General features: G+C 44.3%; 18 protein-coding genes. 13 read left to right on the plus strand and 5 right to left on the minus strand.

Features of this window, described 5'->3' with window-relative positions:
- Positions 1–595, plus strand: a 595-nt coding sequence (locus LAY41_RS24840; protein ID WP_249103940.1) for a zinc-binding dehydrogenase, incomplete at its 5' end; no start/stop codon positions are given.
- Positions 596–612: 17 nt separating this feature from the next.
- Positions 613–1,215 (plus strand): hypothetical protein, encoded by a 603-nt coding sequence (locus LAY41_RS24845; RefSeq protein WP_249103942.1) that lies wholly within the window; start codon positions 613–615, stop codon positions 1,213–1,215.
- A gap of 12 nt (positions 1,216–1,227) precedes the next feature.
- Here the strand turns inward: LAY41_RS24845 and LAY41_RS24850 are convergent, their stop codons facing one another.
- Entirely contained in the window at positions 1,228–1,575 is a 348-nt protein-coding gene (locus LAY41_RS24850) for a Dethiobiotin synthetase (protein ID WP_249103944.1), read from the minus strand.
- Between the two features lie 152 nt (positions 1,576–1,727).
- Here LAY41_RS24850 and LAY41_RS24855 point away from each other — a divergent pair, with 152 nt between their 5' ends.
- The 6 genes from LAY41_RS24855 to LAY41_RS24880 all read left to right on the plus strand — a co-directional run bounded on the left by LAY41_RS24855 (position 1,728) and on the right by LAY41_RS24880 (position 6,361).
- Positions 1,728–2,393 carry a COP23 domain-containing protein gene (locus LAY41_RS24855; RefSeq protein WP_249103946.1) on the plus strand — a complete coding sequence of 222 codons (666 nt, stop codon included), beginning with the start codon at positions 1,728–1,730 and terminating at the stop codon, positions 2,391–2,393.
- A 117-nt stretch (positions 2,394–2,510) separates the two neighbouring features.
- Positions 2,511–3,344: a S1 family peptidase gene (locus LAY41_RS24860; protein ID WP_249103948.1), complete on the plus strand. Its 834-nt coding sequence runs from the start codon at positions 2,511–2,513 to the stop codon at positions 3,342–3,344.
- A gap of 123 nt (positions 3,345–3,467) precedes the next feature.
- Positions 3,468–4,721 carry an AAA family ATPase gene (locus LAY41_RS24865; protein ID WP_249103950.1) on the plus strand — a complete coding sequence of 418 codons (1,254 nt, stop codon included), beginning with the start codon at positions 3,468–3,470 and terminating at the stop codon, positions 4,719–4,721.
- Positions 4,718–5,356, plus strand: a complete 639-nt coding sequence (locus LAY41_RS24870; protein WP_249103952.1) for a retron system putative HNH endonuclease — start codon at positions 4,718–4,720, stop codon at positions 5,354–5,356. The genes LAY41_RS24865 and LAY41_RS24870 overlap by 4 nt, the downstream gene beginning before the upstream one ends.
- A gap of 259 nt (positions 5,357–5,615) precedes the next feature.
- Positions 5,616–5,987: a papain fold toxin domain-containing protein gene (locus tag LAY41_RS24875; RefSeq protein WP_249103954.1), complete on the plus strand. Its 372-nt coding sequence runs from the start codon at positions 5,616–5,618 to the stop codon at positions 5,985–5,987.
- 23 nt (positions 5,988–6,010) lie between these two features.
- Positions 6,011–6,361 carry a hypothetical protein gene (locus LAY41_RS24880; protein WP_249103956.1) on the plus strand — a complete coding sequence of 117 codons (351 nt, stop codon included), beginning with the start codon at positions 6,011–6,013 and terminating at the stop codon, positions 6,359–6,361.
- Positions 6,362–6,469: 108 nt separating this feature from the next.
- On the opposite strand, the gene LAY41_RS24885 is transcribed toward LAY41_RS24880, so the two are convergent.
- Together LAY41_RS24885 and LAY41_RS24890 are read right to left on the minus strand one after the other, a co-directional pair.
- Positions 6,470–6,835, minus strand: coding sequence for a hypothetical protein (locus LAY41_RS24885; protein WP_249103958.1), 366 nt, complete (start codon positions 6,833–6,835; stop codon positions 6,470–6,472).
- Between the two features lie 202 nt (positions 6,836–7,037).
- Positions 7,038–10,850 (minus strand): cobaltochelatase subunit CobN, encoded by a 3,813-nt coding sequence (locus tag LAY41_RS24890; RefSeq protein ID WP_249103960.1) that lies wholly within the window; start codon positions 10,848–10,850, stop codon positions 7,038–7,040.
- A gap of 76 nt (positions 10,851–10,926) precedes the next feature.
- Here LAY41_RS24890 and LAY41_RS24895 point away from each other — a divergent pair, with 76 nt between their 5' ends.
- The 4 genes from LAY41_RS24895 to LAY41_RS24910 all read left to right on the plus strand — a co-directional run bounded on the left by LAY41_RS24895 (position 10,927) and on the right by LAY41_RS24910 (position 16,088).
- Positions 10,927–12,063, plus strand: a complete 1,137-nt coding sequence (locus LAY41_RS24895) for a ligand-gated ion channel (protein WP_249103963.1) — start codon at positions 10,927–10,929, stop codon at positions 12,061–12,063.
- A gap of 135 nt (positions 12,064–12,198) precedes the next feature.
- A complete protein-coding gene (locus LAY41_RS24900; RefSeq protein WP_249103965.1) occupies positions 12,199–13,146 on the plus strand; it encodes a hypothetical protein in 948 nt (315 codons plus the stop codon).
- Between the two features lie 128 nt (positions 13,147–13,274).
- Complete coding sequence (locus LAY41_RS24905) at positions 13,275–14,795, plus strand: phytoene desaturase family protein (protein WP_249104063.1); 1,521 nt, start codon at positions 13,275–13,277, stop codon at positions 14,793–14,795.
- Positions 14,796–15,023: 228 nt separating this feature from the next.
- Positions 15,024–16,088, plus strand: coding sequence for a DUF3616 domain-containing protein (locus LAY41_RS24910; RefSeq protein ID WP_249103967.1), 1,065 nt, complete (start codon positions 15,024–15,026; stop codon positions 16,086–16,088).
- Positions 16,089–16,118: 30 nt separating this feature from the next.
- Here the strand turns inward: LAY41_RS24910 and LAY41_RS24915 are convergent, their stop codons facing one another.
- Together LAY41_RS24915 and LAY41_RS24920 are read right to left on the minus strand one after the other, a co-directional pair.
- Positions 16,119–16,523, minus strand: a complete 405-nt coding sequence (locus LAY41_RS24915; RefSeq protein ID WP_249103969.1) for an NIL domain-containing protein — start codon at positions 16,521–16,523, stop codon at positions 16,119–16,121.
- A gap of 54 nt (positions 16,524–16,577) precedes the next feature.
- The gene (locus tag LAY41_RS24920) at positions 16,578–17,303 is read right to left on the minus strand and encodes a hypothetical protein (protein ID WP_249103970.1); all 726 of its coding nucleotides are present in this window, start codon (positions 17,301–17,303) and stop codon (positions 16,578–16,580) included.
- Between the two features lie 61 nt (positions 17,304–17,364).
- Between LAY41_RS24920 and LAY41_RS24925 the strand changes: the two genes are divergently transcribed.
- Positions 17,365–17,967 carry a thioredoxin family protein gene (locus LAY41_RS24925; protein ID WP_249103972.1) on the plus strand — a complete coding sequence of 201 codons (603 nt, stop codon included), beginning with the start codon at positions 17,365–17,367 and terminating at the stop codon, positions 17,965–17,967.
- The last annotated feature ends 24 nt before the right edge of the window (positions 17,968–17,991 follow it).

Genomic DNA, 17,991 nt, shown 5'->3' on the forward strand with positions numbered 1-17,991 from the left:
GGGGCAGAGGGGCAGAGGGGCAGAGGGGCAGAGGGGCAGAGGGGCAGAGGGGCAGAGGGGCAGAGGGGCAGAGGAGATTCAAAACTCAAAACTTTCCGAGTCCCCAATCCAAAATCCAGTTGAGGTATTCCTATTTGGTGGGAACGACCAAAGGTTGGAAATTGGGAAAAAATTGGGTGCATCTGAGACTTTCAATTATCATCAATTTAGCGACATCCCAGCAGAGGTAAAAAAAGTAACAGAGGGATGGGGTGCGGATGTGGTAATTGAAGCAACGGGTGTGCCAGCGGTGTGGGAAAGTGCGATCGCTTCTGCCCGTCCTGGTGGAACGGTTAACTTATTTGGTGGTTGTCCGCGAGATACTACAATTACAGTAAATACAGAACAACTTCACTACAGCGAACTGACTCTCAAAGGAGTGTTTCACAATACACCAACATACGTAAGAGAGGCGCTATCGCTGTTGGCAAGTCGCGCCATCCCGTTTGAATTACTGATTAGCGAATATCGATCGCTGCAAGATTTAGAACAAGTGTTTCACGATATGCGCGATCGCAAAGTAATTAAAGTAGCCATAGAACCACAAAAAGGATGAAGGGTGAAACGGAAAAGATGAAATTAAAATTAGTCTTTCTTTTGCCTTTTGCCCTTGTTTCCTGGCTGTGCCTGGGAACGCTTTTTACTTCAAAAGCCAACGCCTTACCGGGTCAGACAACCGATCGAGTTACCGCCTGGATTAAAGCCCATCCCACCCTGCGACCCAGCAGCGGCGAAACGCTGCTAGTACGCAAAAGCGATACCGCCGCAGTGAGATTTATATTTCAAGCCTCCGTCCTATCACCGGGCTTAGCCACTCCTGCGGGAGATCCCAGCATAATTCGCACCGAACAAATCGATTTGTTTGACACGATTAATGGTGTGACGGCGAATCGCCTCGAAGAATCCCTGCGAGTTATCTATGGCTTGGATATCTATCAAGATTACCAAAGGGCGCAAGTAGTCTACGCTTATCCTAACGAAGCGATGGTGAGGGAAGCTCGCGGGCAAGCAGCCCCGTTACAGGAGGCATTGCAAGGACAACTGCGCTTAGGCGACAGATATGCCTACTGGTTAGAGATTGCCCAACCCCGACAGGGTTTTCCCATCACCGGCAAAATTACAATCCTCCTCAAAAGCGATTTAGACAAATTGGAATCAGAACTCCGCAATCGATGAAGCCCCTAGTTCCTAGCCTTGCCAGGTGCCAGCGAAGATACTTCGGACTGCGATCGCGATCCGGTCTATATCCTCATTCAACATAGGGGGCCACTCAACCCCAGATTTAAGACCCACTTCGTACAGATAGCGACTCTCAAAACACAACAGATGCAGTGCGTGAATTAGCTCGCGATCGAGATAAGTTTCCTCTTTGAGGGCGTCGAACGAAATTTTCAGCGCCAATAGTATAGATGTCAGCTGACCCGGCACTGGCGCTTTGCCCGATCGCAGACGCACCAGAAAGTCATCGGGATTTCGTTGGGTTAGCAAAGCTGTACCCCGATCGATTAAAAAGTTACGCGCTGTTTTATAATCCATTAACCGAAATTAGCAGCTAAAGAGCCAGCATAATCAAAAAATGTCTTTAGGAACATTATGCGAAATCATCCTGTCAGATAGTTCAAATGGATGAGGTACAACACCTTAAAAAGATTGTACCTTAAAATTAGCCCTAATCGGAAGAGTTCTTTATGAAATCCCAGAAATTACTGGCTCAATTGTTAGTATCCGCCCTTGCTTTTTCTGGTGTTGTGGGGTTTGTATCCCAAGCGCAAGCCCAGGATGATAACCAACTCGATCAAACTGACGAATTAACAACAAATTTTCGTTGCGTTCGCGAAGGTCGGAACTATGCAACGATCGCCGAAAGAGGCGATCGAGCCACATCACCCATCGTAGTTTGGAGAACCACTGAGTTCGGCCCCGAATATACTCCTCAACAACGCTGCCGCATTGTTTCTGATAGATTGACCAGAGCAGTAGCCGACAATGGAGGTCGTCTGAGCAACTTATACCTCACAACCGGAACAGTCAATCGTCTACCTGTTGTTTGTTACGTTAATAATGGAACATCTGATTGTAATTCCAACAATTTGCTGTTCACTCTCGATCGTCGCAGTGCCCAAAATCCAGACGAAGTTCTAGCGAATTTGCTGGAGTTTGGTACAACAGGTTCCGGTCGTCCAGTCTACTCGCTTAGACCCAACAACAGTACAACTACAACTACAACGAGACAGCGACGAACTTTCAGTTTGGAAAGAGTTGTTAATGAAGCATTTGGATCGCGAAACACTGGTAGACCAGTTACTCCTCGACCTGGAACTGGAAATAACTCTGGGGGCATGAACGGTATCTAATTCAAATTGAATGGATTGTTGATTTCGAGTAGTAGCCAACCTGGGGAGTATTTAGCCTCTCCAGGTTGGCTAGTTAATAGGTATCTGTAAAACTATTTTCAGGGGACAGAACTGATTGTGGCACTATCGTTAATCGTTTCGGGGATTAATTTGGCGGCGATCGCTTCATTAAATGGGGTATTACTGCTATCTACGATCGCAGTTTCCCCCAATTACGATCGCAGCTTTACTTACACAGACAAACTTCCTATTCAATTAGCTCAAAATCGCCGTTCAAATAATATTTCTGTGGCCGAAATAGCTAGGCAAGTGACCGTGCGAATTTTAGCGAATGATGAGGGTGGTTCTGGTGTGATTATCGGTCGTCAGGGGCAAACCTACACAGTTTTGACTTGCGATCATGTGGTGTCTAAAAAAGGCAATCGCTACAGGATTTTAACCCCTGATGGTAGCACATATTCCGCTCGGTTGCAGCCTTCTGCCAAGTTTGGAGATAATGACTTAGCGCTGGTGCAATTTACGAGCGATCGCACTTATGAAGTTGTTAGTATGGGATATTCTGATTCCCTATCAGTTGGCGATCCGGTATACGCTTCGGGATTTCCCAATTGGTACATGATTAACCGGGATGCAATAGAAAATACCCGCGATTGGGGTTTGAGAGCGTTTCGCGTTACTAAAGGGGATGTGGGGATGATTGCAGAGCGATCGCTCCCCAGAGGATACCAACTCGGCTATTCTAACGAGATTCAAGACGGCATGAGTGGCGGGCCAGTACTAAATAGTAACGGTGAGTTGGTGGGAATTAACGGCAGATTGAAATTTCCCCCGCAAGGGATTCAAGCTTACAGATTTGCCGATGGATCTGCACCATCCCAGGGACTTTTTCAGCGAATGGAAGAGTTAAGTTGGGCGATTCCGATCGCGACTTTTCAGCAAAGATTTAGGTAATTGGTGATGACAAATGGGAAAGATTAACTTTCCCATTTTTTATTATACTGTTGCTATTGGGGGTATAAATGATTAAAAATATATGTTGAGCAAGCTCAATCTTGGTGGAGTTAATACCAAAACATGAAAATCAAGCGCCTGAGCATAAATTCATTCCGAGGAATCAGCGACCTGACACTGGAGTTTGAGACACCTGAACCAACCGTACTCATCGGTATCAACGGAGTGGGAAAGTCGAGTATACTTGACTGTCTTACTATTCTGCTGTCTTGGTTTACAGGGCGAATTCAAAATCCTAAAGGTTCTGGGCGTTTTTTCAGCGAAGAGTCCATTAAAAATGGACAAAAACAAACACATAATGAGATTACGATTATAATCAACGACGGACAGGAAATTACATGGTCTTTAACCCATGCTAGGAAAGGAAGAAGTAAAGATAATAGCAGCAATCTGGCGCACTTAAGAGCAGTTGTTGACGACATACACCATCAGTTAGATACTACTCCTCACGCAGAATTACCTTTGGTAGTTTACTATCCAACCAATCGTGCTGTACTTGATATTCCCTTGAGGATTAGGACAAAGCATTCCTTTGAGCAGATAGCTGCTTATGACGAGGCACTCACAGGAGGACAAATTGACTTCAGACGTTTTTTTGAATGGTTTAGAGAACGGGAGGATCTGGAAAATGAATTACGGTTAAGTCAATCTAATGATTACCGCGATCGCCAGCTAGAAGCGGTAAGACAAGCAATTTCTAAAATGCTGGACGGATTCGGTAATTTACGAGTTCAGCGATCGCCTTTGCGAATGAGTGTAGAGAAACAAGGGCAAGAACTTATTGTAAATCAGCTATCCGATGGAGAGAAATGCTTGTTAGCAGTAGTAGGAGATTTGGCAAGACGTTTGGCGATCGCCAATCCCAATCCATCCTTCGATCCGCTTCAAGGTAGCGGCGTTGTTTTGATTGATGAAATTGAATTACATCTTCATCCCAAATGGCAGCGTGGAATTATTCCCGATCTGGAAAAAACTTTTCCTAACTGTCAGTTTATAGTGACAACTCATTCACCGCAAGTAATTAGCGATGTTGAGTGGGTGTATCTTGTGATGGAAACACCTGAAGGTATTGTTGTTGAAAAGTTAAGATCGTTAGGGAAAGATAGCAATCGGATTCTTGAAACGCTGATGGGGACTGGAAAACGCCCAGCAGAAATTGAGCATAGTTTTCAAGAATTATTTCGTCTTATTGATGAGGGAAAACTTGATGAGGCTAGGCTTTGTCGTCAACAGCTTGCGAACAGAATGAAAGAAGAAGATCCGGAATTTGTTAGAGCAGATTGGCTAATCCGACGGCAGGAAATAATCAAGCAATGAAATATATTCGCAAAGGAAATGAACCTCAAGAATTTACCGAATGGAAAGCACAACAAAAATTTGTTGGTGTTAATTGCAATTATGGAAGCCTCCAAAATCCTGAAAAGCGATTAGTACATCAATCCTTGCTGCATGAACAAGGATACATCTGCTGTTACTGCTGTATGCGGGTTGCAACAGATACTAGCCATATCGAACATTTAAATCCTCAGAGTAAGACTGATTCAGATTTATCTGTCGAATATACTAATATGTTAGCTTCCTGCGGTAGTTCTAAACATTGGCCTAAACACTGTGGGAATAACAAAAAAGATAATGCCATTATGGTTTCGCCTTTACAGAGTAACTGTGAAGATTTGTTTAGTTACTCTAGTAATGGAAAAATAGAAGCCGCGAATAATCTAAATCAAAAACACAATGATGATGTTAGAAAAACCATTGACATTCTTGGACTTAATGACTATGACTTAACACAGGCGCGAATTAATGCACTTGACGCATTGCAAGGAATTACAAACGATGAAGCACAGCAGTTAGCTCAAGTTTGTATGCAAAAAAACACACAAGATGAATATGAGCCTTTCTGCACTGCGGTTTTGTATTACCTGAAACGGTATTTTGGCGTACAGCCTTGATGTTAACCAGGTTTGATTTTATGATTGGAAAGATGAGGGCGATCGCGCAAATCGCCCTTGTATGTCAGTATTGCTGTAAACTGGTTGAGAAGCTGAGTCTATCTTACCAGGCGAGCGACAATATTCTGGGCGCAGGAGAAAGCTGAGGATCGTCATTTTCAGTGCAGAGAGCAAATACTGTCCACTCATTCTGTGTGATGGACGATCGTCCTTGTGGCTCTGTTTTACGCGATCGCAGTAATTTTGTATTGTTGTGGTGATGCTGAGTAGTAACGATCCGGTCTTTCAAGAAGTTGTTAGGATCGCCAGTGGCTTTGGAATTTTTGATTGTATTCCCTGTGCTAGAGTTATCAAAGAATTTTTGGTAGAACAGGGAGTTCAGGGAAAGCATATCAAGCTGGATACGGGTTCACAAGATCCGCTCTACGGACGTATTTATGATGATAGTGTAGGAGAACTGATTGCCACGACTGGACACCATGAAGGAGTTGTAGTTGAAATTGAGGGAGAGGAAATTGTGGTTGACAACATTCACCCTGAAGGAATTCCTCGCTCGGTTTGGATGCAAAATCTCTATTCGCCTATTCTGGAAGTTGGTAGAGAATTTCAGGTAACAGAAAAGATGTTTTAGCGTTAACTTGTTGGGAGTTGGATATGGATAATTTTTACGATGTATTACAAAAAATTAAAAAAAGACCTGCCATGTATCTGGGCAGGCATTCTATTTTCAGTCTTCAGGCATTTTTGGATGGATACTATTTTGCTAGGCGCGAACTTGGCGTACCTTTGACGAAACAGGAGGCTGAATTTCAAGAATTTTTGCAGTGGTTACGCCAGAAATTTCAGGTGGAAACGGGACAATTATGGGCAAGTATCTTGCTTTTCCATGCTACAGATGAACGCAGTGCAGTCGAGCGATTTTTTAGCTTGTTTGAAGAGTTTGTCAATCGGCCAAAAGTTAAAGAAGTTGATGATAAACGGGTTGAGAGTGGAACGATTTCGTGAGATATCTGAATTGCGATCGCACTACTTCAAAAGATGGCTAATGAAAAGGCGATCGCACAAATCACCCTTGTCTGTCAGTCTTGCTGTAAACTGGCTGAGAATCTAACTTTATCTCACTAGACGATCAAGGATATTCTGAGCGCAGGTATGAAGCTGAGCATCATCATTTTCGGTACAGAGAGCAAATACTGTCCACTCATCCTGTGTGATGGACATATACTTACCAGGTTTGTAACCTTCCGCCGATGCGAGGATCTCTTGAGCGCTTAGTTTTGAGCTAATTTTGAGGTAGCGCCCCCGCTTGCCTGTTTCACGAACCTTTACTTCCCAAAGACGATAGCTGCTATCGCGTATTAGTACCTCGCCTATACGATCCTTGCCGCCGTGGACTATATTGTCAAACAAGCCATACTTCCCTATTTTGTAAGCAGCTTTACCAGTCTTGATAAGCGTGATGATCTCAGCAGGGTCCATCTGTTCATCCCTCAGTTTAAATTCCCTAAATCAAGCATAAGGTTCAGGGATAAGCTATTACGCATCTAAATCCAATACAAAGACGGGCAGGATGCCCATCCCACAAGAAGTTCAGAAAAACTGACGGTCATTTTAGATGCGTAGCAGCTTAGCATAGCTTACCTGAGCTAAAACATTCTTAATGTGCTACTTTATTTCCCAATCAAACCGTCACGCCTTCAAGTTCTTCATCAGTTCTATCATACAACTCCCGCAACTTCTGCAACTTCTCCTTATCCGGTTGCCAAAAACCACGCCCATTCGCCTCTAACATCCTCCCCACAATATTGCGAAAAGCTTCTGGATTTGCATCGCGCAATTTATTCGCCATTTCCTCATCTAAAGCGTAAGTATCAGCAGCTTGTTCGTAAACCCAATCATCCGTAAAATCAGCAGTACCACCCCAACCAATTAACGCCGTCATTCGCTGCGAAATTTCATAAGCACCGCCGGAACCTTGATTCGCCATTGCATCAGCCCATTTTGGATTTAGCAACTTAGTGCGATACTCCATTCGCAGCAAATCTTCTAAATTGCGAGGCGTTGTATCTTTAGAGAAACTTTCTACAAAACTGGCATTAACTTTTTTACCCCGTTGTTTCTCTGCTGCCTTTTTCAAACCACCAGTATTTGCGTAATATTCCTGAATGTCAGTCAAACCATATTCAACCGAATCGATTTGTTGCACAACTCTTTCAGTAGTTTGCAACAATTGATTGAGGATTTCTGTTCGCGCTTCCCCCTTATCTTTTCTGCCGTAACTAAACACATTTCGTCCTTGCCAAGTATTCGCTAATTCATCACCAGATTCCCAATTAGAAGCAACAACTTGGTCATTAACCAGCGAACCAAAATCACCAGCAGGGTTAGAAAATAACCTAGCACTTGCATTATCCACACCCTTTGCTTTCAGCGCCAAAGCGTGTTTGCGGATAAAGTTTCGATCTTCCGGTTCATCAGCATCAGCGGCACGTTGGAACAAATCATCCAGTAATTCGATAATATTGACAAAGCTATCGCGGAAAATACCAGAAAGATTTGCCAGTACATCGATGCGTGGGTGTCCTATTTCTGCTAGTGGTTTCAATTCGTAGCGGACAATGCGCCCTGTACCTTCTTTTACTGGTTCAGCGCCTACTAATTCTAAGAGAATACCGAGAGATTCACCTTTAGTTTTAATCGCATCTAAACCCCACAACATCACCGCCACAGTTTCGGGATATTGCCCATTTTCCTTGAGGTGTTGGGCGATAATTTTATTGGCAATTTCTCGTCCTCTTTCGTAAGCAGCAGGTGAAGGCATCCGATAGGGATCTAAAGCATGAATATTTCGACCTGTGGGTAAAACACCAGCACCATCGCGCAACAAATCGCCACCTGGTGCAGGGGGTATATATTCGCCATTTAATCCCCGCAATAAGTTGGTTAATTCATCAGTGGTTTGCATCAATAAATCGCGAATTTCGGCAGCAGATTCGTTTGTAGCCTCTAGAAACCCGGTTTCTGGGTTTTCTCCAAAATAAGCATTCAAATAAGATGCCATTTCCTCTGGATTGGGTGGTTCGCCCAATATGTGCAAACCAGATGAAAATAGGCGATTTTCCAGAACTTGCAGATATTCGTACAATTTGACCAAATACCGATTAAAGGCATCAGCACTAAATAACCGGGCATTCTCAGGACTAAAGGCAATTCCCAATTTTTGAGCATCTTCAAATGGACAATCTGCATCTAAACCAGTGTCTACAATCTTTTTGCAGATGGCTTCTTTGAGGACGTAATTTTTCTGCGGGTCTTCCCGATATTCGGAGATTAAATCGCGTAGGTATACCAATTCTTTGTACAACCCAGCACGTCCATAGGGCGGTACGTTGTGGGAAATGAGAACGCCGTAACCACGACGTTTTGCCAACATCGATTCAGAGGGATTATTTGCCGCATATATATATAGATGTGGCATATCTCCCAGGAGAATATCTGACCAGGAATAGCCGGTATTTCCCAATGGCGAACCGGGCAACCATTCAACGGTGCCGTGCATTCCGAAGTGAACAATGGCATCAGCTTGAAATTCGTTTTGCAGCCATTTGTAGAAAGCGGCATATTGGGGATGAGGCGTTAAATCGCGTTCAAACATTAGGCGCATGGGATCGCCTGATATTCCTAAAGGTGGTTGCACGCCGATCCAAATGTTGCCTAGTTGAATACCGCCAATTTGGAATTCATCACCATATGTTTTGATGCCTGTGCCAGTGAGAGATTTCCATTGTTTTTCAATGCGATTTGTTAGTAGATAGCCCAGCCATTTTTCTAGGGTGCGGACATTGACGGTGGAAACCCCCCCAAACCCCCCCGTCCACAGGGGGGCTGCCGAGTTTACCCCCCCAAACCCCCCCGTCCACAGGGGGGCTTCTCTTGTTGTATCGCCTCTTGCTCCCTCCCCGTGGACGGGGAGGGTTGGGGTGGGGTTCTCATCCGCTACTTTCACCCAGTTAATTAATTCTTCGCCATCTTCGGGTAAATCTCCGACTGTATAACCTTCGGCTTTTAATGCTTGGAGGAATTTGATTAAACTTTTAGGTACGTTCAATAAAGCTGCTGTACCAGTGGCACCATATCCGGGTGGAAATCCGTAGAGAATGATGGCGATTTTGCGATCGCATGGTGGGGTCCGTCGCAGTGATATCCATTTGTTCAGCCTACCAGTCAGGCGTTTTACTCGATCGGGAATTAGATAGATGTCTTCCCCCACTAAACCGCCAAGGGGAATAGGATCGATCGCACCATCTAATTCGGGCAGCGCGTATAAAACGACACTTTGCAACCCACCAACACCTTGGCGAGTCCAAGAATGTATGTCTTGAATTAACAGCGGTGCGGATACAATGTAAGGTACATTTTTGGCAGTAAGAATACGTTTAGCAACTTCTACTTGCCGCCCTGCTTCCATCGAACCTGCTGGGCCACCAACTAGGGGAAATCCGATCGTTGAAACAATGGCATCGACTTCAACTGCTTCGCTGGATAATGAGAGTGTCTCAATATTACCTTGTTTTCTTTGAGTTGTTTCGTAGGCAGTTGTCATCCAATCTCGGACGGCAACGTGACCTTCAACGCCATTAATAAAGATGGGTAAGGGGATTAATCCTGCTTTTTCAAAGTGACGAATTAGTTGAAAAATGTAAGGTTGTTTTGTGATGACGTGCTTGCGATAAAGTAGGATGCCGACAACGGGATTCGTGATTGGTAAATTTTCTGTTTCCTCTGCCCCTCTGCCCCTCTGCTCCTCTGCTCCTCTGCTTCTCTGGCGATACCATTCTAAATACTGACGGGGTGATTCAAAATAGCCTTGATAGTCGGGATGCAGTAATCCCATGTTTGGGGTTTCGATTGGTGGCGGAATTTCTCCTAGTTTTAAACCTAAATATTTCTCTGCCAGAGTCCAAAACATTGAGGTAACATTATCTGTGCCGCCAGCATTCCAGTAACCGTAGATTATCAGCCAGTTGCGTAAGTCTTGCACCTTTTGCACTGGCACGTATTTTAATAACTTTGGCCCTACTTTCAAAAAACTGATGTAACCTGCGAGTTTGTCTTCTTCTCGTCCGTTGCTGAATTTGTCGAGTATAAATTTAACTGGTTTGGGCATTCCTTTGGGTTTATCGCCAATTTTAAATGCACCAATTTGGGTGAGACTCATCAATTCTAAGGCTGACTCGAATACCAGGCGAATGGGGATGTGTTGAATTCTTTCGCGCAACCACAGAACTTGGTCGTAGTCGAATAGCAGACTGCCGAAGAAGACATCTGCGCCTTGCAGTGCGGCTTCTACGGCTTCGGGTTCGGTGCGTAGTGCAATATCGCTAAACACCCGGATATCCAACTTTGGACAGCGTGTCACAGCCAAATCAGCGGCTTTGCGGTACAAGTCGGCGTTGAAGGATTCAAACCCAGCAATCAAGACGATGCGTTTCATAAGCCAGAGTTGCGAAATGTTTCTTTATATTTCGATCTTAAAGGTTAAGTCAGGTTAAAACAGAGTACGAGATGTCTTGATCGCCGAACACTTACTCATGGGACAGCACGGACTGATAAACAAAAGGCAGAATAAGCGATCGGAGCGATCGCTTTGCCAACAGTTTTTCCATAAACCCATATTCCATACCTTGCTTTATCCTCTCTGCGGTGGATTAGCCGTTATCCTTATCCTTTTATTTGTTTCGCTGTATAATCCGACTGTGGTTGCTGCTCAAACTTCCGATCCAGTTCAACAAACTCCTGCTCCTCCGATCCGATGCCGAGTCGCTAGCCACGTGATGGCTCTGACCGATTTTAACTTTGCCGAAGGCACATTTTATACCGATTTTTGGTTAAATGGAAACTGCAACAATCCCGATGCTCCTACTACTGAGGGACTCTACTTCCTGAGTGCAAAAAACTACGAAATGCGTGCAAAAGAAACCATTAAAGGAGTTGGAGAAGGAAACTATTGGTATGCAAACGTCCAAGGCAACTTTCGGCACGACTGGGATCTGCAAAATTATCCTTTCGATCGCCACACACTGAAAATTTTCTTTGAAACGAGTTCTCTCGATGCAACGAAATTCCTATATGAACCAGACCCGAAGCATTCGGGTATACATAAATCTATCCTCTTAGAAGACGGTTGGCAGATTACTAACTTCAGTATTAATGCCAGTGCAACTCACTATGACAATAATTTCGGCGATCCCAGAGCAACGGCTGACACCTTCGATATGGCGAACATGAGTATAAGGATCGAGATAAAACGAATCAGTTACTTAGGATTTGTCAAGCTGGTTGGAGGTGTTTATATTGCTTTTTCTGTTTGCGTTGTGTGCTTCCTATTGGATACGTCTAGTAGAGATCTTTATAGTGCTAGTTTGGGTTTACTGGTGGGTGTTCTCTTTGCAGTTTTCGTCAATTTGCAGGTAGCTCAGTCCACCCTTGGGACAACAGAAACAATGACTTTAACAGACAAGATTCATGTTGTCACCATGTTCTATATTATGATGGGAATTTTAATTCAAACGTTGCTTTTGATAGCTTATGAAAAACAATGGAAGATCAATATTAAGTACCTCGAATACATCAGCAAAATTATGTTTGTCCTGTCTTACCTGCTAATTAATGCTGGCATGATTGCGATCGCTCAAAGAGTTGGGTAAGGAGGCGGTAAAATCGGGAGACAACGCAACGAACGTTAGTTATTTGGAATTAACGCAATATCTAGAGTTGGTTTTGATGCGTTAGGCTAGTGAAGAGAGCATGGTACGATTTAATAAGGCAACTTCTAAATTAGCATGACGCGATTACCTTACGATCGATTTGCAAAGGACTATTTCAAAGAATTGTTAACGCCTCTTGGTGAGGTGAAAATTAGCCAAGATATCTCAGGCGAAGTCCGAGAAATAGATGTTTCGTTTACACCTTACCCACCGGAACAAAGAGGAGATGCAGGAGTGTTGGGATTGCTGGGGCTGTTTGCTACTACCCCATGTATCTTTGAACCCTTCCGCAATGCCGTATCCCCCAACCAAATTCGCAGCTGTATGTCTAAACTATTTGATATACACGCCAGTTTACTGCGTCGCCGTCAGCGGGACAAGAGTCCTCTCGAAGAAGATGATTTACCTCGGTTGTGGATTCTTTCTCCTACTGTTTCGGAAACCATTGTCAATGGATTTAAAGCCGACCCGGATGCGGATAACTGGCCAACTGGAGTATACTTTTTGGGAGAATATCTGAAAACTGCGATCGTCGCAATTCACCAGTTACCGCGTACTCAAGAAACACTATGGCTGAGAATGTTGGGGAAAGGGACAGTGCAAATACAAGCGATTAACGAAATAGGCGCACTTCCACCAGATCATCCGTTACGTTCAAACGCTCTTTTGTTGTTGTCTAATTTGCAGTTCACCATACAAGCAAGTCAAAATATAGATCGAGAAGATCGGGAGTTAGCTATGGAATTATCACCACTACTTTTGAAATTGCGGGAAGAGGCTATAGTGCAAGGCGTCCTGCAAGGTGTACAGCAAGGTTTGCAGCAAGGTTTGCAGCAAGGTTTACAGCTGATCAGGGAGGAACGCCGCGCTACCATAGAAAATTTGTTGCAATTCCGATTTGGTTCGATAGATGAGGAATTGTCAGGAATTATCGATCGCTTGTTGAATTTTCCAACCCAAGAAGTTACGGGATTTTTGCTGCAATTATCTCGCGAGGAATTACTGGCTAGATTTGGCAGCTAAATTCAAATCTAGCACCAAGAGGCTCCGCCTCTGTATTTTCGTGACCAGGTTGAACCTGGTCACGAGATCCGAGAGGTTCTACCTCCCGTGGTGCAAGATAATTGCTCTCGCGATCGCTTTTTTCACCCCTGCAAGATATGGATGTCATCGTTATCGGTAGCGGTATCGGCGGTTTAACAGCTGCGGGACTACTCGCACGTTACGGCAAGCAAGTGGTTGTCTGCGAAAGTCACGCCATTGCGGGCGGTGCGGCGCACAGCTTCTCGCGACGCGGCTTTCACTTTGATTCTGGCCCCTCATTTTATTGTGGCTTAAATCACCCGCAAAGCCTCAATCCTTTGCGGCAAGTGCTTGAGGTTTTGGGCGAATCTGTCGAAACCGTAAGTTACGATCCGCTGGGACATTATCATTTTCCAGAAGGAACTTTTCCGGTTTATAGCAACGCGGAACGTTATCGAAACGCGGTTGGTGAAATTACGCCGCAAGGTGCGATCGAACTCGAACGCTTTGAAAAACCTTTGCTGCAATTGTACGACGCATTAAAAGGAATTCCCACTATAGCTTTACGCGCAGATTGGCAGATAATTCCTGTCTTGCTGACAAGATATCTGCCATCCCTATTAAAATTATTACCTCAAATAGGGATAGTACAAGGTTCTGTGGGTGAGGTGATGGATAAAGAGGTGAAAGATGCTTGGGTGCGACGTTTAATCGATTTAGAATGTTTTCTGTTATCCGGTTTGAAAGCAGAGGGAACTATTGCGCCGGAAGTAGCTTTTATGTTGGGGGAACGCAGCAATATCGGCGTCGATTATCCGGTGGGAGGAAGTGGCGCAATTGTTGATGCTTTGGTACGCGGTTTGTCACGCTGGGATGGTAAGTTGAAATTAAATGCTCATGTGGAACAAATATTATTGGAATCTGGCAAAGTTGTCGGGGTTCGGTTGCGGAATGGGGAAATGATTAAAGCAGCGATCGTTATTTCCAATGCAACTATCTGGGATACCTACACTAAACTGCTGAAACCAGAAGATTTGCCAAGTTCATATCGCCAGCAGTCTCTCGATATTCCTGCTGTTGATAGCTTTATGCACTTGCATTTGGGTATTCGCGCTGAAGGTTTGGAAAATATTACCGGACATCATGTAGTTGTTCACGATGCTAATCGTGATATTACCGAACCTGGAAATACTTGCATGATTTCGATTCCTTCTGTGTGGGATGTCAATCTTGCACCAACCGGACATCATGTGGTTCATTGTTATACTTTGGAACCTTACGATAATTGGCAGCGGGATGATAGTTATGAAGAGAAGAAAAAAGCGCGATCGCAATCTCTATTTCTTGCCCTAGAAAAAATAATACCAGATTTGCGCGATCGCATCGTCGTCGAACTCATCGGTACGCCCCTGACTCACGCCTACTACCTGCGCCGCGATCGGGGAACTTATGGCCCTGCGATCGCAGCCGGAAAAGGCACATTTCCAGGCCCACACACCCCCATCCCCGGATTGTACCGCGTTGGCGACAGCACCATGCCTGGAATTGGTGTTCCCGCCGTTGCCGCCTCTGGCATTCTCTGTGCTAATACTTTAGTTAGAGATCGGGAGACTGCCAAATTGTTAGACTTATATCGATCGCGGTTATAACCGTAAGCTCACTGTTCGCTGTTCACTGTTCGCCGTTCACTTTCAAAAGTCAAAAGTCAACAGTCAACAGTATTCCAAAATTTCATTGCAGTTCCACTCATCGTTACAATTGGATCTGCATTAGACCTCTCCAAAAAAGAATGTAGAGACGTTGCATGCAACGTCTCTACGAGGGTTACAGGTAAGGCACCTTTAATTTCTGGAGAGGTCTATTAGGAAATATTGGATATGCAAACAAAAAAATTCTCGATTGAACAAGTTTTACTCCGATTCAAGTCAGGCATTCAAGACAGCCGGGAAAGTTTGTCTGCTGTTGCACTCACCCCTGGAAACTATTTGTGGTTGGGTGCGGATGAAACATCAAGTATTGAACGGCTGTCCTGTACTGTTCCCAATACATTTGAAAATCACGAACGCTTTCTAGTGGCAGATTTTATCCCACCAATCACCGATAGCGATAAGGAAATTGATATTGAAGGACTCGATTACGACGATGGCTACCTGTGGTTAGTTGGTTCTCACAGCCTGAAACGCACAAAACCAAATGATAAGCAAACAGACCTGGAAAACATCCAAAATCTGGCAATTATCGAACCTGAAAATAACCGCTTTTTATTAGCACGCATTCCTCTAGTCGGCGATCGCTTATACCAGTCTTGCAGTCACCCAGAAAATCCAGATAAACAACTGACGGCAGCTAGGTTAGAAAAGACCAAAAGCGGCAATTACCTCACGGATGCCCTCTTAGAAGATCCTCACCTTGCCCCATTTTTAAAAGCGAATATTCCGGGAAAAGATAATGGTTTTGACATAGAGGGTTTAGCTGTTTATAAGGATAAGATTTTTCTAGGTTTGCGGGGGCCTGTGCTGCGGGGTTGGGCGATCGTACTGGAAATAAAAGTCAAAGAAATTAATTCGACAAGCTTGAAACTTAAGAAAATAGAAGATAAACGATACAAAAAACATTTTATTGACCTTGACGGCTTAGGAGTTCGCGACTTATGTATCGATGGTCAAGACTTGTTAATTTTGGCGGGGCCAACTATGGATATAGATGGCCCGGTGAGGCTTTACCGATTGGAAAATGGGGTTAATTTGCCAGAAAATGTGCTATTAAAACCTACACCAATTCTGGACATTCCCTATGGCAATGGAGAAGATCATGCTGAGGGAATGACTTTTGTCTCTACAGAAGAAAATAAAAAATCGCTGATAGTGCTTTATGATTCTCCAGCTAAGAAAACGAGACTTCAGGGAGACGACAGCGTTTTAGCTGATATTTTTCAGCTTTAAGCAGAATTGATTTTTGACTTTTCTAGCCGCTTAAAGATTGGTAGAAATTGCTTGGACGGGACAAGTGGGGATACACTGTTCGCAGACGATGCAGCGCGATCGCGTAAATGCCAGCTTAAACGTCTGCGGTTCCAGGTTAAGGGCTTCCGTGGGACAGACGCCAGTACACAAACCGCAGTGGACGCAGACATCTTCGTCAATCAAGATTTCGCGGCTGGCTAAGGAAACAGTGATATCCTGCGATCGCATCCATTCGATCGCCGCATCCAACTGATCGATATCGCCCAACAGTTCCACCACCAACTTGCCAACTTGATTGGGCGCAACCTGAGCGCGGATAATATTTGTAGCTACGTTAAAATCCTTAGCCAGTCGATAAGCTACAGGCATCTGGATCGCACGTTTGGGAAAAGTCAGCTTTACTCGTTTTTTCATTATTTTTCACCACTTAAAGTGTTGCTCATTTTGATATTCGCAATCTAAAATCTGTTAATCCACACAAAGCATATCTTCGGCTGGATTTTTATACACCTCTTTTCTACTCACCTCTCGGATATTACCTCCAGTCGTTACCAAAACATTTACTACCGAAATCGGATGAGGGCCACAGCCAAATACTCGTTTTTCGTACAAATTCATTAAATAACCTTGAGCGGTTTTAACGATGTGAGTATCTTCTATTTTATCCACAAAATATTCGTAATCAGGATTAGCTTTCTGCCCGTAATAAGCATCAAGATTCTTAACCGCTAGAATATAGCTTAAAGCTTCCTCAGCAGATTCTATCGGAGCAAATATTTTTTTAAACTCAGCCAGGTTTTTGACTAGCTTAAACTTGCCATCTCTAAACACAATATAACGAATATAGTTGGGAAGTAACCCACCAGTACGGTAGAAATAATCCCCTGGTTCTGGCTGCGATCGCGAGGGGATTTGCTTGCACAATACCAAGGGAAGAGGCGGCTTCAGTCCACCCAACAAATCGGAGGGTTTGTTTAATCGGTTACATCCAAAAGCAACCGCTGGCCCTTGGGGGTCGCAATCGAGACCATCATACTCGTTAACGATACATCCAGCTTGTCGAAAAGGAGTTATATCCAACTCCAGTTGCGGTTTTGGGTGATTTACTATCTCCGGTAGCGGATTCGTAGCTCCTAAAAGCAACCCACTACCGACAAGTAAAATAAGCAACCGATAGAAATTACGTAGCATCATAGCCTCTGTTAACTTCAGTTACATTAAAATTAAAGCGTAATCATTTTGTTAAAGAAATACCATGACTACCAATTCACCTAATTCGCCGATGCCGTCTCCAGAAAACTCAGAATCGACAGTAGGGAGGCGCTTAAGAAATTTATTGGTTGTTTTGGCTGCGATCGCACTCACCGTTGCCCTCTTGTTTGGCATTGGAACTCAGACAGACACCTCTACCCTCACCACTCTAGCGGAAAATTCCACACCATTGGAAGTAGCCCTCAGCAACGGCAAACCAACGCTAATGGAGTTTTACGCCAATTGGTGTGTCAGCTGTCAGGCGATGGCTAAGGATATGGGGGAACTCGAACAGCAGTACGCTGACAAAGTGAATTTTGTCATGCTGAATGTGGATAACAACAAGTGGTTGCCAGAAATCGAGCGTTATCGGGTCGATGGGATTCCTCATTTTGTCTTTTTTGGCAACAATGGGGAAGCTATAGCACAAAGCATTGGCGAACAACCGCGCACCATCATGGCAGCAAATTTAGAAGCCTTAGCTACTGGTAACCCAGTACCCCATGCTAGAACAACCGGGCAAATTTCTAAATTTAACGCCCCCGTAAAATCAGCAAAAGCTGGATCGGACGATCCGCGACTTCATGGCGCTCAAGTCGTGAATTAATAGCATTTAATCGCCAATCCAAAA

The organism is Argonema galeatum A003/A1 (genome assembly GCF_023333595.1).
GTDB lineage: Bacteria > Cyanobacteriota > Cyanobacteriia > Cyanobacteriales > Aerosakkonemataceae > Argonema > Argonema galeatum.

Excerpts from the sequence above, each read along its gene's own strand:
- LAY41_RS24925 (WP_249103972.1), top strand. The coding sequence starts at position 17,365 with ATGACTACCAATTCACCTAATTCGCCGATGCCGTCTCCAGAAAACTCA.
- LAY41_RS24845 (WP_249103942.1), top strand. The coding sequence starts at position 613 with ATGAAATTAAAATTAGTCTTTCTTTTGCCTTTTGCCCTTGTTTCCTGG.
- LAY41_RS24890 (WP_249103960.1), bottom strand. The coding sequence starts at position 10,850 with ATGAAACGCATCGTCTTGATTGCTGGGTTTGAATCCTTCAACGCCGAC.
- LAY41_RS24855 (WP_249103946.1), top strand. The coding sequence starts at position 1,728 with ATGAAATCCCAGAAATTACTGGCTCAATTGTTAGTATCCGCCCTTGCT.
- LAY41_RS24920 (WP_249103970.1), bottom strand. The coding sequence starts at position 17,303 with ATGATGCTACGTAATTTCTATCGGTTGCTTATTTTACTTGTCGGTAGT.
- LAY41_RS24850 (WP_249103944.1), bottom strand. The coding sequence starts at position 1,575 with ATGGATTATAAAACAGCGCGTAACTTTTTAATCGATCGGGGTACAGCT.
- LAY41_RS24865 (WP_249103950.1), top strand. The coding sequence starts at position 3,468 with ATGAAAATCAAGCGCCTGAGCATAAATTCATTCCGAGGAATCAGCGAC.
- LAY41_RS24915 (WP_249103969.1), bottom strand. The coding sequence starts at position 16,523 with ATGAAAAAACGAGTAAAGCTGACTTTTCCCAAACGTGCGATCCAGATG.
- LAY41_RS24870 (WP_249103952.1), top strand. The coding sequence starts at position 4,718 with ATGAAATATATTCGCAAAGGAAATGAACCTCAAGAATTTACCGAATGG.
- LAY41_RS24910 (WP_249103967.1), top strand. The coding sequence starts at position 15,024 with ATGCAAACAAAAAAATTCTCGATTGAACAAGTTTTACTCCGATTCAAG.
- LAY41_RS24900 (WP_249103965.1), top strand. The coding sequence starts at position 12,199 with ATGACGCGATTACCTTACGATCGATTTGCAAAGGACTATTTCAAAGAA.
- LAY41_RS24880 (WP_249103956.1), top strand. The coding sequence starts at position 6,011 with ATGGATAATTTTTACGATGTATTACAAAAAATTAAAAAAAGACCTGCC.
- LAY41_RS24875 (WP_249103954.1), top strand. The coding sequence starts at position 5,616 with ATGCTGAGTAGTAACGATCCGGTCTTTCAAGAAGTTGTTAGGATCGCC.
- LAY41_RS24885 (WP_249103958.1), bottom strand. The coding sequence starts at position 6,835 with ATGGACCCTGCTGAGATCATCACGCTTATCAAGACTGGTAAAGCTGCT.